This is a genomic window from Halocola ammonii, assembly GCF_049334165.1.
Classification (GTDB): Bacteria; Bacteroidota; Bacteroidia; order Flavobacteriales_D; family Sanyastnellaceae; genus JBEGHD01.
In genome coordinates this window covers 68300-86375 of record NZ_JBEGHD010000004.1, presented here as the reverse complement: position 1 = coordinate 86375, position 18076 = coordinate 68300, and the positions used below count along the sequence as shown (strand labels likewise).

At 43.9% G+C, this 18076-nt stretch carries 12 protein-coding genes; all 12 read right to left on the bottom strand.

Annotation, left to right across the window (positions count from 1 at the left end):
• Positions 1-14: 14 nt before the first annotated feature.
• The gene (locus tag ABHV44_RS05450) at positions 15-698 is read right to left on the bottom strand and encodes a response regulator transcription factor (protein ID WP_459073651.1); all 684 of its coding nucleotides are present in this window, start codon (positions 696-698) and stop codon (positions 15-17) included.
• Between the two features lie 79 nt (positions 699-777).
• Entirely contained in the window at positions 778-1695 is a 918-nt protein-coding gene (locus ABHV44_RS05445) for a ribonuclease Z (RefSeq protein WP_459073650.1), read from the bottom strand.
• 57 nt (positions 1696-1752) lie between these two features.
• Positions 1753-2547, bottom strand: a complete 795-nt coding sequence (locus tag ABHV44_RS05440) for a T9SS type A sorting domain-containing protein (protein ID WP_459073649.1) — start codon at positions 2545-2547, stop codon at positions 1753-1755.
• Between the two features lie 11 nt (positions 2548-2558).
• Positions 2559-2930, bottom strand: a complete 372-nt coding sequence (locus ABHV44_RS05435; RefSeq protein ID WP_459073648.1) for an STAS domain-containing protein — start codon at positions 2928-2930, stop codon at positions 2559-2561.
• 36 nt (positions 2931-2966) lie between these two features.
• A complete protein-coding gene (locus ABHV44_RS05430; protein ID WP_459073647.1) occupies positions 2967-3911 on the bottom strand; it encodes an aspartate carbamoyltransferase catalytic subunit in 945 nt (314 codons plus the stop codon).
• Positions 3904-4458, bottom strand: a complete 555-nt coding sequence (gene pyrR / locus ABHV44_RS05425) for a bifunctional pyr operon transcriptional regulator/uracil phosphoribosyltransferase PyrR (protein WP_459073646.1) — start codon at positions 4456-4458, stop codon at positions 3904-3906. Before pyrR ends, ABHV44_RS05430 begins: the two co-directional genes overlap by 8 nt.
• A gap of 111 nt (positions 4459-4569) precedes the next feature.
• Entirely contained in the window at positions 4570-7017 is a 2448-nt protein-coding gene (rpsA, locus tag ABHV44_RS05420) for a 30S ribosomal protein S1 (RefSeq protein WP_459073645.1), read from the bottom strand.
• Positions 7018-7194: 177 nt separating this feature from the next.
• Positions 7195-8838, bottom strand: a complete 1644-nt coding sequence (locus ABHV44_RS05415) for a lamin tail domain-containing protein (RefSeq protein ID WP_459073644.1) — start codon at positions 8836-8838, stop codon at positions 7195-7197.
• 95 nt (positions 8839-8933) lie between these two features.
• On the bottom strand, positions 8934-9452 hold the full coding sequence (locus tag ABHV44_RS05410; protein WP_459073643.1) for a lamin tail domain-containing protein: 519 nt from the start codon (positions 9450-9452) through the stop codon (positions 8934-8936).
• 41 nt (positions 9453-9493) lie between these two features.
• Positions 9494-15520: a hypothetical protein gene (locus tag ABHV44_RS05405; RefSeq protein ID WP_459073642.1), complete on the bottom strand. Its 6027-nt coding sequence runs from the start codon at positions 15518-15520 to the stop codon at positions 9494-9496.
• 414 nt (positions 15521-15934) lie between these two features.
• Complete coding sequence (locus ABHV44_RS05400) at positions 15935-16375, bottom strand: OsmC family protein (protein ID WP_459073641.1); 441 nt, start codon at positions 16373-16375, stop codon at positions 15935-15937.
• 79 nt (positions 16376-16454) lie between these two features.
• On the bottom strand, positions 16455-18047 hold the full coding sequence (locus ABHV44_RS05395) for a BCCT family transporter (RefSeq protein ID WP_459073640.1): 1593 nt from the start codon (positions 18045-18047) through the stop codon (positions 16455-16457).
• Between the last annotated feature and the right edge of the window lie 29 nt (positions 18048-18076).

The following is an 18076-nucleotide window of genomic DNA, read 5'->3' as shown; positions in this document are numbered from 1 at the left end:
AAAAGCAATCGGTTTTAATTAACCGGTGAGAACAAAAACTTGTTCGGACTTACCAGCTCTGTCTTTACTGCGTACATAACAATTGCTGCAGTATTGTTTACACCTAACTTGTGCATCACATTCCTTCTGTGGGTGCTCACAGTGTGGCTGCTTAAAAAAAGCTTTTCGGCAATTTGGCCATTGGTATACCCTTCAGCTATCAATTTGATCACCTCAAGTTCTCTATCGGTGAGTAAAACAGGCTCACAAGAGTATTCAGCTAAATCGAGGCTATTAGTATCGATTGACTCTCTTCTGATGGTGTCGAGAATCTTTCCGCAGAAAAACTTACCTCCTCTGCCCGTTTCCCTGACAGCATCCACAATTTCATTTATATCGCAGTCTTTTTTGATGTAGCTCGTGATTCCCGCTCTCAGCGCATTAATAATGGTTAACCCGCTTTGCTCACCGGTAATTGCTACAAACTGAGCCCTGGAATTGATTTCCTGAATTGAAGGTATTGTGTCAATTGAAAATCCTGGAGCTGCAAAATCGATTGTTATGACATCGAATTCAGCCTCTCTGGCGAACCTTACCAGATCCGTCTCATTTTCTGCTTCACCAACAACTGAGAATGTTGAGTCATTTTGAAAAATTGACCTAAGCCCCTGACGGATGAGCTGGTTGCTGTCTGCTATAATTACTTTGATTGGCTCCAATGCGATAATCTAAAACGATTCTAAATAATGACAAATGTAAGGGCAAAGTGTTTCCCGAACAAGTAATTTTTCGAACACCTCACTGAGGGACGGTCACGGTTAGTCCATCACTGGCGAGAATTACGTTCTCAAATTCCTCTTTTGCCTCTTCTAAAAAACCATCGAGCTGTCTGTAGCGCGATGAAAAGTGGCCCAAAATTAATTGCTTAACCTTAGCTGACTGGGCAATTTTTCCTGCTTGCCTGGCAGTGGAATGGAACGTCTCCTTAGCTCTATCCTTTTTGTCGTCCAAAAAAGTAGATTCGTGGTAGAGCAAATTGCATTCTGAAATGAAGTCCACAACTCTCTCCCAATATTTAGTATCAGAGCAGTATCCGTATCCTCTTGGCTCTGGAGCGGGATTTGTCAACTCCTCAAACTTCAACCAGGTAGAGTCCTCGCGCTGGACGTCCTGGCCATTTTTTAAAGCGACAATTTCTTTCACGGACAAGTCAAAATCGGCTATAGTCTTCTTGTCAATCTTGGGCTTCCGCTTTTTTTCTCTAAACAAAAAGCCATTGCAAGTAATCCTGTGTTTGAGTGGAAAGGCAAAGACTTCCAGGGATTTATCGTCAAATAAAAAAGTTTTCTCTTTAAGATCGAGTTCAATGATTTCGCATTCGAAATTTAGAACTGTTTGAGAAAGCTTCAGGTTAACTTCTACAATCTCCCTAATTCCCGGAGGACCGTAAATGGTGAGCTTTCTATTGCGTCCCAATAAGTGCATTGAAGAGATCAAACCTACTAATCCCAGGTAGTGATCGCCATGAAGATGGCTGATAAAGATGTGGTTTATCTTTTGAAATTTGAGTTTGTTTTTGCGCATTGCCACCTGAGTTCCCTCTCCACAGTCAACAAGGAAGAACTTGTCGTGCAAGTTCACCAATTGCGCAGTTGGATTTCTTTTTAGAGTGGGTGTTGCCGCTCCACAACCGAGTATGTTTACTTCAAATTTCAAAACAAAAAAACCGTCCGATATTCGGACGGTTGTAAATTTTTTATGTGTGAAAAGTTGCTATTTACTTACAACCATTCTTCTGGTCGTGCTTTGTCCATTTGCTTCTACCGTATACATGTAGATACCAGGCTCCAATTGATCAGCTGTGAGTTTCACAGTGTTCACTCCTCTGCGGCCTTCAAGGCTGCGAGTCATCACTTTTTCACCGATAAGGTTCATCACCGAAACACTCACAGTAGAGGCGTTCTGCAACTCGACTCTAATTTCAGTTTGATCTCCAAAAGGGTTAGGGTAGTTTTGGCTCACTTCCATTTGGTCAAGCCTCGCTTCAGCTACGCTGTTAGACATTTCAATAACGATAGAGTAGCCATCGTAATTCAATGGAACCGCCTGAGCCATTTCTCCAACTGTCGTGTAAAAAATGAGACCAACGTTGATCATCAAAGTATCCGCCACATTGGGAGTTCCTTCTAAAGTTGCGCAACCTTGTTGTCCCCCCATAAATGTGCATGCATTCGGACTGACATTATCATTATTGCAGTTTATCGAAAACCCAAAGTTTGATGCAGCAACAAAAGAACCTCCATCTGACATTTCAAGAAAGTCAATTTTCACAGAATCCACCGGAAGCCCTGTAAACGCACTGTTTACTGCTCCAGCGTCTGAGGGAACTTTCAAATGAAAAACATCGGAATATGCTTCACCTTCTACTCCGTCTACAAAGCTTTCACCTTGTTGCGGATCGGGATATACCCCAAATTCTTCGCCTCCAAAATCATGATCTGCCACGCACTGGGCAGAGAGGGCAATAGAACTTAGTGCGCAAAAAAGAGTGAGTAGTTGTTTTTTCATATTAGCTGAAATTACTTGTTGTCAATATCGCGCTCTACCTCGTCCATGTAAACGAGATCTATCGCTTCGTTTAATGTCGGTGTAATTTTCAAAACTGAGTTCAATTGTGAGATATTAATCAGTTTTTCCACCGAGTCTTGTAGTCCACAAAGTACAAACGTACCGTTGTTTTCCCTACACAGACGATTGGCAACAAGCACGGCACTGAGGCCAGAGGAATCGCAGTAACGGGTTTCACTCATGTCAATGATCATATTCTTCGTCCCGTTTTTATTCATCATCACCATTTCAGACTTTAGTTCTGGTGCGTGAATAGCATCGAGCTTCTCGACTTTGGTCTTGACAATTACTACTTTATCCTTGTTTTCTATTTCAAATTTCATACGAGTATCGCGTTTCAACAAATATATAAACAAAAATCAATTTCTTTCTATGGCTGAGGCAAGTAGATAAAGTACGGCCATCCTAATAGCCACACCGTTTTCGACTTGCTCCAAAATAATGGAGTGTGACGAATCTGCCACCTCACTTGTGATTTCTACACCGCGATTAATTGGTCCTGGGTGCATGATCACAATTTCCTTCTTCAGCTGGTCTAACATAGGCAAAGTAAGACCGTATTGCAAGGTATATTCTCTGAGAGAAGGAAAGTATTTGACATTTTGCTTTCCACCCTGCCTTTCCAGTTGAATTCTGAGCATATTGGCCACATCACACCATTCGAGAGCTTTCTGAAGATCGTGTTCAACTCTCACATTCAATTTTTCAATATGCTTTGGAATGAGCGTTGTGGGACCGCAAACCATAACTTCTGCTCCCATCTTTTGCAGACAGTAGATGTTAGACAAGGCTACTCTTGAATGCTTGATATCCCCGACAATTACCACCTTCTTCCCTGCCACGTCTCCCAGCTTCTGTTGTAGCGAGAAAACATCGAGCAGCGCCTGAGTTGGATGCTCGTGAGTTCCATCTCCGGCATTTACAATTGTGGTGTCCACATTTCGGGAAAGGAAGGCTGCCGCTCCAGGATTTGGATGGCGCATGACCACAAGATCTACCTTCATCGACAAGATGTTATTCACAGTATCGATGAGTGTTTCGCCTTTACTTACAGAGGATGATCCAGAAGAGAAGTTCACCACATCTGCAGAAAGTCGTTTTTCAGCCAGCTCAAACGAAAGCTTTGTTCTGGTGGAGTTTTCGAAGAAAAGATTGGCGATGGTGATATCTCTCAAAGAAGGAACCTTCTTTATTGGCCGGTTGATCACTTCTTTGAAATTGAGTGCAGTTGAAAAGATCAGCCTGATGTCTTCTTCGGTCAGGTCTGCAATTCCCAAAAGGTGTTTTACACTCAAACTACTCATCTGCCAATTCTGTATTAAACAACAACACGCGGTCGTTGGATGTGTTTTTTGCAAATTCCACTTTCACTCTCTGAGAGTCTATGCTATCTACGCTCTTTCCAATGTAAGTAGGGTCTATCGGTAGCTCTCTGCTAAACCTGCGGTCTACCAGAACGAGCAGCTCTACAGCCGATGGTCTTCCGTAGGACAACATGGCGTCCAGTCCTGCTCTGATTGTTCTGCCGGTGTAAAGAACATCATCGATTAAAATAACCTTTTTGTCTTCGATGATGAAGTCAATTTGTGTGGAGTTGGCTTTGATTGGTTCTTCTCTCCTTCTGAAATCGTCCCGGAAGAAAGTGATATCAAGACTACCCAGATGAATTTGGGCCTGGGGCATAATTTCCTTAAGCCTGTCATGAATTCTCTCTGCAAGTTGCACTCCTCTGGGTTGAAGACCTAAAAGCACAGCATCCGAAAAGTCATCGTGGTTTTCGATAAGCTGATAAGCCAGGCGGTTTATGATCAGCCCGAGCTGCTTTTTATCTATGAGGGTAACTGGCTTCATAAAATTATTGCTGCTGGCAAATATATAATTTCCACTGCTTAAAGTAAGGGTAAAAAAAAGTCCCTTTCGATATACTCGAAAGGGACTTCATTTTATCTGAAGAAGTTAGATTTACTTCTCTTCCTTCTTGTCTTCGTCATCCGACTTTTCTTCTTTTTTCTCGGCCTTAGGCTCTTTAGCTTTATCGTCCTTCTTTTTGTCGTCAGACTCTTCTTTCTTTTCTTCCTTGGCTGCTTTTTCAGCGGCAGCTTCGGCTTGCTTGTCAGGCTCTGGCTCTTGCTTTACCTTGTCAGCCTTAGATGTTTTTGCTTCAGCGTTGTTTTTATCCTCTTCTGCTTTTTCATCTTTCTTTTCAGCTTTCTCAGCTTCTTTGGCTTTTCCGGCAGCATCGCCTTTTTCCATCTCGTTTTTCAGGTTACCCAATACTCCGAGGTCACCGAGAGTTGTTTTCTCAGCTTGTGGGGTAGTTGATTTTCCTGATCCGCCACCACCAGATTTCTTAGGTGATTTTTTAGGAGCTGGATCTTCGCCTTCTTCGTGGCTACGAAGGTGAGACACTACAATGCGCTTTGCGTTTTTGTTGAACTCCAACACTTTGAAATCAAGCGTTTCGTCCATTTCCGCCTGGCTACCATCTTCCTTCTTAAGGTGCTTGGCAGTAGCGTAACCTTCTACTCCGTAAGGAAGGCTAACTACAAACTGGTTGCCTTCTTTGCGGATGATTGTACCCTGGTGAACTGATCCTTCAGCAAAAACAGTTTCGAATACATCCCATGGGTTTTCTTCGAGTTGTTTGTGACCGAGGCTCAATCTGCGGTTTTCGCGGTCTACTTCTAGTACCACTACTTCGAGCTCATCGCCAACATTGCAGAATTCAGATGGGTGCTTGATCTTTTTAGACCACGAGAGGTCTGAGATATGAATCAATCCATCTACACCTTCTTCTAGCTCAACAAATACACCGAAGTTGGTGAAGTTGCGAACTTTCGCCTTGTGCTTAGAATCAACTGGGTATTTGGTTTGAATATCTTCCCATGGATCATCCATGAGTTGCTTCATACCAAGTGACATTTTGCGGTCTTCGCGATCGAGTGTCAAGATAACTGCTTCGATCTCGTCTCCTACTTTCAAGAAATCCTGAGCGCTGCGCAAGTGCTGCGACCATGACATTTCAGAAACGTGAACCAATCCTTCTACTCCTGGAGCGATCTCAACGAAAGCACCGTAATCGGCAAGGACTACGACTTTACCTTTCACTTTGTCGCCAACATCGAGTTTTTCATCGAGGCTGTCCCATGGATGAGAAGTAAGTTGTTTCAGACCGAGAGCAATTCTCTTCTTGTCATCATCGAAGTCGAGAATAACCACATTGATTTTCTGGTCGAGTTCAACAACCTCTTCAGGGTGATTGATACGACCCCAGGATAGATCCGTGATGTGAACAAGTCCGTCCACTCCACCAAGGTCGATAAACACACCGTAAGAAGTGATATTTTTGACAGTTCCCTCGAGAACCTGACCTTTTTCAAGCCCTTGAATAATTTGTTTTTTCTGCTCTTCGAGCTCTGCTTCGATGAGCGCTTTGTGTGAAACCACAACGTTTTTGAATTCGTGATTGATTTTAACCACTTTGAATTCCATGCGTTTTCCAACGTACATGTCGTAGTCGCGGATAGGCTTCACATCTATTTGTGAACCAGGCAAGAATGCTTCGATTCCGAATACATCTACAATCAAACCACCTTTGGTACGGCATTTCACCTCACCCATAATGATTTGCTCCTTGTCGAGTGCTTCGTTTACATTCTCCCAGGCACTGTGTACACGTGCTGTCTTGTGAGAAATCACAAGCTGACCGTTTTTGTCTTCTTGCTGCTCAACGTAAACCGGCACTTCATCGCCAGCTTTCAAGTCTGGGTTGTAACGGAATTCAGAAGCCTGAATAACACCTTCTGATTTGTATCCGATGTTTACAACAACTTCTTTCTTCCCAACAGAAACAACTTTACCAGTTGTTACTTCTTTTTCGGCAATAAAAGTAAGAGTGTCGCCATACACGTCATCGAGCTTTTCGCGCTCGTCTGGAGTGTAGTCGTCTACAGATTGATCTGATCCTGCCCAGTCAAACTTTTCTTCCGGCTCGCGGAATTGAAGTTCACCGTTTTTAACAGTTTCTGGACCGTGATCAAATTTGTTTCCTCCTTTGTCAGAGTCATCTGTAGAATCAGCTTTAACATCGCTAGACGATTCAGCCTCTACATCTACTTTGGTTGCTTTTTTCTTCTCTTTGTCTGTCTTCTTGCTGTCGTCAGCTTTGCCTTCAGGAGCAGTTACTTTCTCTGCTTCGTCCTTTGTAGCACTGGCTTTAGCCTGAGTTTTTTGAGAAGTTTTTTCTGGAGTGTCACCTGATTTAGATCCTTTGTCTTCTGCGCTGTCAGCTTCTGCTGCTGCTTTTGCTTCCGACTTTGCTTCAGGTTTTTTTAAGGTCTCCTTCTGATCGGTTACCTCTTGTTTCTTTTCTTCAGTATTCTCTACTGAATCCTTTTTTTCTTCAGCCATGTTGGCATTGTTAATTTGTATCTCGTCCCAATTTCTGGATTGACATCAACGAGAGAAATTTGCAAAAAGCCCGTGTCAACTTGCAGGCTCACTTTTTCAAAATGAGGTGCAAAAGTAGTGATTTTATCAGGTCTGCGAAATTTCTACAAATCTTTTTAGTAAAGAGGCTCTTGAAGGTCATTGGGTTACAACCAATCGCGCTACCTGTCCGCTGTCGTTTTTGACAAAATAAACTCCTGCTTTCAGAGCTGATACGTCCGTAGAGTTCTGATTGCGAATAGTTTTAACGAGACTACCTGATGCAGAAAAAATTTGAATTTCTTTTTCGATTCGGCCAAAATATAAAACCCCGGATTGGTTGGGGTTGGGATAAATCTCGAACCTCAGCTCTTCCTGTCCGGGTTCTTTGACAGACACCGTACCGCCTTCGTTGCTGGCATCTGGAGTGGTACCAATAAAAGTAACCCAGTTGGGACCACCATCCGTGAGCCTTCCCAGAGACTCGTCTGTAGCCAGGTCCACAAAGTTTATTTCATCTGCCAGTGAAAAACCATCAGGACCGTAGAGCGCCAGCTCTTCTCCAGCATTGTTGAGTCGGAAGTTGACGTGGTTGACACCTTGCTCCTGATCTTCATCAGCGTAAAAAAGCATCCAGTCACCGGGTTGGATGGTCGTGCTGTCTGTGTTGTTCGTTGTAATTTGAAATTTTGTTGGGTTCTCCTGATCATCCGTTAGATAATACCCTGCAAGATTTACCGGGTATGGATTGGGGTTATACAATTCAAACCAATCTTCAAATTCACCAACATTATCGGCAATATCTGTCATATTCGCAGCGAGAAGTTCATTGATGTAAATCTCTTCAGGCTCGATTATAATTAGAGTATTTGTTACTCTCGGAGTTGGAATATCGAACAGGATAGAGTTCAAACCTCCGTCCGTAGATCTACCGTAGGAAACATCTGAGTCGAGGTCGGGAAAAGAATACTCGTCAACTATTGACGAACCGTCTAACCCGTAAAGCACGAGGTCACCATCTCCCGAAGAAATTTCAAATTCAGTGTGATTAGCTCCCTGTCCCAGATCACCATCGGCCCAAAAGACAATGAAGTCGTTGCCCTCAACAGTAGTTCTCACCGGATCGTTAGAAGGAATTTGAAACAATTCTGAACCATTGTAGGAAACGTAGTAACCGGCCAAATTCACTTGTTGGGCATTTGGATTGTAAATCTCAAACCAGGGCTCGTGTTCGTTAGCCTGGTCATCGATATTATTCTGATTTACCGACAGCACTTCATTGATAAATAAAAGCTGTGTTTCTTGCGGTGCTTCCTGATTTGTTTCTTCTGGTGTAGGAGAATTGAAGAAAATCCAGTTTTCGGCACCGTCAGATTCTCTTCCGTAAGAAATGTCGGTTTGCTGTTGACCGAAGTCCACCTGATCGATTATGGTTGTACCATCTGGATCAGTGAGAATAATGGTCTCTCCATCTCCACCAGAAAGTCTGAAGTTTGTGTGGTCTGGTCCCTGAGTAATGTCATTGTCTGTCCAAATCAGAATGTGATTTCCCTGAGTGACAAAAAGAGAAGCATCAGTTGGAATTTGATACTGCGTGAGGTTTTGTGCATCATCAGAAAGGTAATAACCCGCCAGGTTTACTGGTACACTTCCGCCATTGTAGATCTCAATCCAGTCATCGTATTCATCAAAATTATCGGCAATGGTCGTTGAGTTGGAAGCCATGATTTCATTAATGTAAAGCTGGGCAAAAGAAAATTGGCTCCCGAGTAGTATGGTGAGAAAAGTTAGGGTTATACGCATGTTTTGATAGTTGATTTTCGAGGGCTAAAATTAAATAAAATGGATTGCACTTAACAATTCCTTAACCTGACTTTCTTGAAATGCAAAACGTTGCGCTACTCCACAGGTACCGTTTCGCCATCCACTTTCTTGAACCCTCTCACATCTTCTGCTTCATCATATTCAAAAGAGTCGATGGTGAGGACTTCGCCCTTCTCATCTTTTATGAAAATTGCCACCCATTCGCCATCCTCATCAAGCTTGAAGTTTGTGTGAATTTCATTACCGTGCATATCCTGGCCATCGCACCAGACCTTGATCTTTTCTCCCGAGTCAATAAAAAGTTCTGGTAGCGGAAATCTAAAAGGTCTGTCTGTTCCTTTATCAGTAATGAACCACTCTCCAGATTTAATATGGATTTCGCGATCCGTGGTGTTGAGAATCTCAATAAAGTCACTCTCTTCTCCGTATTCTGTGACAGTTTTGGAGTCTTCAACTATCACTTTTACGATTTTAAGATCTCCAGGAGATAGTTTGGTTTGAGGTTCTTCGGACACTCCAAAGTAAACAGCTACCGCTGCGAGACCTACCAGGAGAAGAAAAACCGCGACTTTAACATTTCGATGTTTGAGCATAACTGGTCAAATTGCACTGGCTCAAAGTTTACATTTTTAGTTTACAAATCGCCCGATACTGTTCTTATTTCTGTGTTTTCAACATCAAACTCTCTGAAAGCAGCCTGAATTCTTTCGGCTTCCATCCTGCTGTTTACTGGTTTTGTAAAATAGTCGGTGTAATCGGACTTGTTTTCCTGCACCACTCCGTAACGGCCTTCGAGCATCAGCATCGCCCTGGCTACATCAGAAGGAACCTGATTTTCGAATCGTCCAATAAACACGATGAATTGCTCTTTCGGTTCTTCTCTTTCGGGTTGTGCATTTTCGGAGGCAAGCTGTCTTGCTCTGTCTACGGAAATTCGCTCTCCGTTGTAGTAAGCTGTGACGAATGCATCGGAAATTCCGGAGTTTCGGACTTCGGCTTTGCGCTGATCGGCACTGTTGTAATCATTAAAAACCCCCGTTGTGTAGCGAGTCAGTCCAGATGCGGTTTTGTCTCTATTCAAAGGTGTGATATCCAACTCAGACTTTTTCACTGGCTTGCTAAACACTCCAATTTGAACGGTGAAGAAAACACCGTTGATTTCGGAGACGGAGGTAGACTCTACTACCCTTTCATCTTCCGCATTCCCTGAAGTATTTTCAGCAATTGGGGATTCTTCTAGTCGTGTCTCTTCCGATCGGGCTTCTGCCAAAGGTGCATCTTCAGCACCTCTAGCTTCGTCAGTTGAGATGCGCTCCCCATTTCGATAGGCCACCACAAATGCATCGGAGTAGCCAAGTTCTCGAACTTGATCGCGGACTCCCTGCGCTACATCAAACTGATTGAAGAGACCCACGGTGTAGCGTGTAATTCCGTTATTGAGATTGTGCGCCATCACTGGTGCAAACTCCCTGAAGTGATCCTGTGGAATGGGGTTTCTGAAGGCTCCAACCTGAACCTGGTAAACAATCCCATCCGGCATTTCAGTGACTTCCGGAATCGGGTTTTCTTCAGAATAAACTGAACTCTGCGATCTGGCAAAGAGGTTTTCATTTAGGGTTTTTGGCATCTCAAGTCGAGCCAGGTCTGCTGCAGTAGCGTTTTCGAACTTTCTGCTCGGTCGACTTTTAATTCCGGTAATCAGAGCTTTAAAATCAGTTTCGGCTTCTACAATCGCTGCATCGAGCATCGTGGCCTGCTGACGGGTTTTCTCTCTGGCCTCGCGAACTTCTTTGTACTTCACTTCTGCCTTAACTCTCAACCGTGTAATTTCATCCTCAATTTTCTGCTTCTCTTCAGGCTCTGAAGTGGCAGCAAGCTCTTTTTCGAGCGATTCTATCTGAGTGTTGACTTCCGCGTAAGCTCTTTTCTTTTGCTGGAGGTCGCTAATTGTTTCACCGAGATTTTTCTGCTGCTCTTTTATTTCCTCAACCTGCTGGTTGTACTCTGCAAACTGGTCATCCGACTCTAGCTCCTCAAGTTGATTGGGCGATAGTTCTTTCTCAAATGCTTCGCGCTGATTTACCTGAGCCACAACCATTTTTCGAGCTTCTTGCTCTTCGTTACCTTTTGTGTTTTCGTCAAACCTTGACGCAGGCTCTTCATTTCTTGTGGTTTCATTCAATGTAAGAGTCGACTCATCTTCGTTTGTAATTTGTTCAGGAGATTCCTCTGCTACTGGCAAAGCGCTATCTTCTGTGTTGCTGGCAACTTCTTCGGATGAATCATCCTGACTCACTTGCTCCGAAACCACATTAGATTCTGTGGTCTCTTGCTGACCTCCTCCGGGCATTTCAGCCGTTTCGGCCATTTCATTATTGGTGCTCTTTGGATTTGCCGAAGACCTGGCTACCAAATCTTCGTTCCAACTACCATCTTCGTAAACCTTTGCAATCGCTTTTTTACTTTCAATAGCTCTTGACTCGTAAACGTATGCCTTCTTGAAAAGCAAGTTTTGATCAACTGGATTGCTCTCATTCATGGCAACGCCACGAAGCGAATCCGCTTTGGTCATGTTTCGTTGAACAGCAGACTCCAGGAGTTCGACATACTCCATTTCCTGAGCTGTCAGATCATCTCCTGAAATTCTTCTTTGAGTGCCAATCACATCATCGTAATCCTCGAGGGTTTGTTCAACCATTCTACGCACCTTGGTGCCGTTTCTGGCTTCTTCTTCAGCCAGATCGAGAATTGCGTTGTCCAGCTTTCTGATTGTACGCGAAGACTCATCGCCATTGTCAACTTGTGATTGAAGCTCAGAAATTTCAGTTTTTAGTTCTGAGATGTCATCTTCATTTCTGAATCGCAAGTTCACACCCGCCTGAGCAGAATACATTTCCTCAAACGTCTCTGAATCATAAGCCGCATCCATCTCTACTTCTGAGGGCTCATCAAGATTGGCCTTGAGTCTCAGCTCCACCGGTTCGGAAGCAATTACTTCAGCTGTTTCTTCGCTTACAGACTCTTCTTCTAAATCCTGTGATAAAGAGTTTTCCGTAGCACTTACTTCGGTGAGCTCAGAACTTGTGTCTTCAGCTGATACACCTTGAGGTTGTGTGTTTTCAGATGGTGTTTCTTCTGTGGCATTCTCAGCCAGGAGGTTTGGGTTGGCTTCCTGACCGGTCTCCAATTCCGTGCGCAGGCCATTCATTCTGGTCATGGCCTTGTACTTTCTGTTTTCGAGTTCCTGATTCATTTTCTGAGCAGAAAAAGGAACTTCCTCCTCACGAGATTTGTATGATTCTAACTGGAATTTTTTCTTATCGATAAGTTGTGCAAACTTTCTGTTGAGTTCAATCTCTTGCTTCGATTTGGTTTGCTCTGAGGTATTCTTGTCGTTGATCTCATTGAGCTCGTCAACGTAGATTTTGTCCAGAGTTTTCAGATCAAATTGAGCTTTTTTGACATCATCTCTGGCCGCCTCCAGTGAATCGATTTTTGAAGGATCTGTCTCCTCCTCAATTTCCTCTCTCAGCTGATTATCAAGTTGGATAAGTTGCTGTGATTGAGCATCGTACTCAGTGAGTGAGTTCACCTGTGGTAGTGACTCAGCCAGCGACTTTACTTCCTCGTTCTCAACATCTGTTACACTCGGAATCTCTTCTTTATTGAGCTCTGCTGCAAGTGCCTCACTCTCATTCTGTCCCGCAGAAACCTCCTCTGATTGCTCTGTGAATTCAACAGCATCCTCTTCGCCATCGGTTGTTCCAGTGCCGCTTTCGTCCAATTCCACTTGCGAGGTGGCAACATCATCAGCATTTTCCTGAGTATTATTTCTGTCTATGGCGTCTTCACCTGAATCTGCATTCTCCTGGCTGGAAGCTGAACTCGATGATGCATCAGCTACATCCTTCTGAGTAGTAGAAGCATTTTGAGCCACGTCTTGCTGAGATGCTTGATCAATAATATCCAACTGAGACTTCAGTCGATTCATCTCCTCAATTTCTCTTCGAATGGTTTGCCGGTCTGACTCGCTGGCCTGAGCCAATTCCTTGTTCCAAAATTCGAGATGCTCTTCAATTTGAGATGTGAGTTCGGCTGAAGTTCTTTCGACCTCTTGTGGCGAAATTTCTTCTGTATAAAACTTCGAAGAGAATGCGTCTACAGACTCCTGCAATTGATCTGATTTTTTCAGCTCAATAGGTGAACGGTCCTGATAATTTTCAACAAGAGCCACCGATTTTATGTCATTCCTGGTGAACTTCATTTCATCGCTGGCGAGCACCATCGACTCTTCATCGTTGAAATCAAGTTCCGCAGTTCGCTTTTCAATTGATGTGAGTTCAGTGGTGAGTTCCGTGCGTTTTTGTTCCAGAGGCTCACCCTTTAACTCTTCCGATTGACCAACGCTTTCATCTTTGGTGTTGTAGAGAAATACCTGAGCACCGGCCAGGTTTGCCACATCAACAGCCTCGTTAGCTTGTTCACGCTTGCGATCAATGTCAGACTTTAAAATTTCATATTCCGACTCAAGTTGGTTAACACGCATTTGCACCTCTTCTTTGTCTTTGCGGTCGGCTGTGGCCGCCAGGCGTTCGCGCATTACCTGAAGGTCCCGCATGACCGAGCGAGCATCTGATTTCAGATCTTCTACATCTTCGTACAATTCACGGCTTTCCTTCTCCTTTTCAGCTTTGGTTCTAGCCGCAATTTCACCTGGCGATTTCGTTTCTTCTTTCTGAATTCTTTGATCATCGTGCTCAGCTTTCAAGGCTTCAAACAACTCTTCTTCGCGTCCTGCAGTGAGCGCTTCCTGGGCTGAATTCTTTCTGCTGACAACGGCCTCTTTTTTCTCCTCCAAATCAGCTGAAAACTCTTCGGAACGTTCAGACAATTTGAGAGCAGCGGCTACTTCTACGTTTAGCTTCTTCACTTCGCTCATCAGATCGCTAAGCTGGGCCAGATCCTCAAGATATTTTTCTTTATCAGTTTTATCAAGCTGTGACCTCAGATCACTAATTTCCTTGAGCAGGCTGTCCGCTCGCGATTGCTTTCTTTCTGCGAGTGCTACAAACGAAGACGACTTTCTCGACTCTTTTTTCTCGGCTTCAGAAAGTTCTGTGATCTTCTCATCCATTTGAGCAATTACATCTTCAGATGTTGTGCCTTCAGAAAAGCCTGCACGAACAGCAGGGTTAGCATCCTGATCTGAGTTGCTTTCGGTATCCGCCAAAAGTGGGTCATCGGCATTGACGTCAAGACCTGCTTTTTGACGAATAACATCAAGCGACACATCGGCAAGATCGAGGTCCTGAGGATTGTCGAAAAGATTGTCAACGATCAACTTTTCTGCTCCGTCTTCTTTCACGAGTCGCATTTTCTGCTGAACTAAAACCGGCCTGTCAAACTCAGGGATTCTGAGGTTAGCTTCGTGTATGTATGCACTTCCCTCCACCTCTACTTCCAGAGTGTAGTTTCCAGGTCGATCAAAAGTCAGGGCGTAGTCTCCAGTTATGTCGTCAGAATTTTCAGTGCTGATCAGCCTTTTGTCGGCTCCAGCCATCACTCTGATTGTCGCGTTCTTTTGAGATGGATTGATTTCAGAAATGAAGTCGCCTTCGATGGCAACCACATTGAGAGGTATGGTTTTCACCTTCACTTTGTAAACGTGCATCTTGTTTTGCGAGCTCGTTCTATCCGATGAAAAATATGCTGTTTCCTTTTTCTTATCTACCACATAGAAGATATCGTCTGCAGGTGTATTCACCGCAAAATCCATATTTTCAGGTGGTCCAAAACTACCATCTGATTCGTTGTACTGACTTTTGAAAATATCGAAGCCACCCATACTGTTGTGGCCTTCTGATGCGAAGTAGAGTGTTTTACTCTCGTTGTGATAAAAGGCAAAATCTTCGTTTTGCTGAGTATTCACAAAACCTTCAACTTTTTCAGGATCGCTCCACTTACCGTCAGGCAAAAGGTAGGCGCGGTAGATATCCGTACCTGTTTCTTCGTCCTTTCCATAGCTGGGGAAATAAACTTCAGTTTCAACACCCCCGTAGTGAATGGTACTCTGGTAATCCTTTTTCTTATCAATTCTGGAAAGAAGCTCCTCGGGTGTGGTTAGCATTCTTCCACCGATGTTGTCGAGATTGTAATATCGAAAGTAATCATTGATCGATGCTTCTGTTTTTTCCAGCACTACCACCTCTTTTATGCTCGACAAGAGGCTCTTCCCAAATTCACATTGTTCAATAAGAGACTCTACTTCAAACTCCTCAAGCTGATCTTTATCAGCTTTTTGCCTAAACTTTTCATAGGAGTCGATGGCCTCCTCGAACTCGTAATTCAGGTGGTAAGCGCGACCAAGGAAATAGTGAGCCAGTGGATTTTTTACTCCTTTTTGGATTGCAAAATTGAGGTGCTTTATGGATGTGGTTTGCCCTTCTCCAGTGTAAACTGCACAGGCACCAAACTTGAAGTTTAGAACTGGACTCTGCGGGTGCAAACTCACTAGCTGTGAATACACAGGAAAAGCTTCCGCATACTTTTGCTCGGCAAATAAACCATCAGCGCGCTCCATTAGTTTATCCTCAGACTGCTGAGAAAAAACTGAAAAAGCTGCTGCGGTCAATAGGGTGAAAACCAATAGCTTCTTCAACATAGTTCTGTAGAGAATTGACCGAGAGATTCATGTGGTGAAAATCTCGATTTCTCCGCTAAGTTATTCTAAATTAAACTCAAAACTAATGACTTAAGTCATTTCAGAAAATGCCTACAAAGCACTTCTAAAAATTCTGAGTTCGATCATTCCGATTTTCTTTCAGAGTATTAAAAAATCATTCTTCTCAAAAAGTAGTTCAGGGCCAAATTTGAAAAATTTCCGGTAGTCTTAATCTACTCAATTCAATAAATAATCAAAAAGTTATCCTCATAATCAGCGACTTGCCCCTGCTCTTTCCGTCTGGTTGATCTACCCTGGTCCTGAAGTTGAGTTGATGACAAAAAAATAGCCCAAATCGCGAGATCTGGACTATTTATTTTTGCGCGGCTGTATCCTAAACCACTAGCAATTTTTTTATTGAAGTTCGATGTCGAGGTCGATTTTCACGTTGGACAGAGCTTTTGAAATCGGGCAACCTTCTTTGGCGTTATTTGCCAGTTTCTCAAATTCCTCTTTAGAAATTCCAGGAACTTTTCCTTTGAGCTTAAGCTGAATGTGGTTGATTTCAAAATCTTGCGAGCCCTCAACCTGTTCGATTGTCACTACCGAATCGGTATTCAGTTCATCAGGCGTGTAACCATTGCCACCGAGTTGAAAACTCAAAGCCATGTTGAAACATCCGGCATGTGCCGCTGCAATCAGCTCTTCCGGATTGGTTCCCATTTTGCCATCCTCATTCTCAAAACGCATTTTGGTTGAGTATGGCTGTTTGTCAAATGCTTTGCTTTGTGTAGTTAGCGATCCTGATCCTTCTTGTCCTGATCCTTTCCAAATAGAGTTTGCTCTTCTTTTCATTTTGTTTGTTTTGAATGGGTTTGTTTCTAGAATACAATTGAAAAGTGATTCTGTTTAGCACAACGGATTCCAATTGAAATTATCTCTTCGATCCAGTCTTCATCATTACCCAGATAAGACCGATTGTGACTGTAATAATGAGGAATAAGGCTGGCAATCCACCGAGGTTCGAAAGCATCTTAATCCCATCAATTCCTGCAAGCTTCACCATCAAAAATGCGACAGTACCGATGGTTAGTCCCCAAACGATTTTGATCAACACTGGCGGAGAAGGCGACTCTGGAGAGATCCCTGTAGAACTAATACCTCCCATGGCTTCGGTGTTGGAATCTGCTGCAGTAACGTAGCTCAGAAAAGCCGTAAACAGAAAAATAGCTGCCAAAATCTTGCTCAGCGGAAGCGCTTCAAACAAGGCGTAAATCACTCCTTCGGGATTGTCGCTGGCAGTGAGGTCAGCGAGATCTGTACCTGAGAGCTGAAGGTGTAGAGCTGTTCCACTGAAAACTGACATCCAAAAAATGCCGAACAACGAAGGCAGGATCCAATTAAAGGTGAGAAACTGACGAACGGTGTAGCCATAGCCCAAGCGACCTAAAAACAATGAAGTGATCGGTGCCCATGCTAGCCAGTTGGCCCAGTAAAAGGTCGTCCAGCTTTTTGGCCATGGATCATCGGGCTGCAGCATGGAAACTACGCTGTCCTCGGGCAGATGGATAAAGTAATCCCAAAGTGCGCTTGCAGCCCCGGAAATAATTTCCACGGTTGGCCCCGCGAAAAACACAAACAAGGCCAGGGCGAAAAAAACACGGATGTTGATGTCGGAGAGAATGCGGATTCCGCGCATGAGCCCAGTGATAGCAGAGATTACAAACGCACTTACAACCAGTAGGGTGATTAATAAGAGCCACCGCCCCCCATCAAATTCGAAAACACTATTGAGCCCGCCAGACAGGGTCAAAATGCCGGCTCCCAGCGAGGCAGCCATTCCTGCGACCAGTGCAAACAAACAAATACTGTCAATGACTGTGGCCAGCCAGTTGGCTTTCCCTTCTTTTACGAAAGGGTAAAGAGTAGACTTTAAGCTAAACGAACGCTTGTTGTTGTAAAAAGCCAGAGCGAACATCACTGCCGGAACTGAATAAATGGCGTATGGAGTGAAGCTCCAGTGAAGGTACATTGTCGACAGCGCATTGTTGGCGGCTTCAGCAGAGTTAGGCTCCAGCCCCTTGAATGAAGGTGGATTTGTGAGGTGATAGATGGGCTCAGCCGTTCCCCAGAAAATAATTCCTGTAGCGACTGTCGTGCAAAGCACTATCGAAAACCATCGCCAGCGGTTGAGAAATGGCTCCGCATCCGCACCGCCAATTTTCTGCTTTCCAATCGGATGAAAATACGCAACGATGCAAACCAAAAGCATCAATGCTGTGCCGGCACTAAAGAGCCAGCCAAACTTTTCGAGTACAAAGTCGTTGAGCACGTTGGCCTTCTCCAGGAAATTTTCAGCGTCCATCAAACTAAAGATGAGCGTGCCAACGAGCAGCAAAAATGGTGGCCAAAACACCTGATGCCTGAATAGCTTCATGAAATCGCCCGATCTCTTTCGAATATCTTTGATAGCTCCTGGTTTTGGTTGAAAGATAGAAAAGAATTCTTCTCTGATGATCTTCCTCACCTCTCCCGCATTTTCACCTACATTTGAAA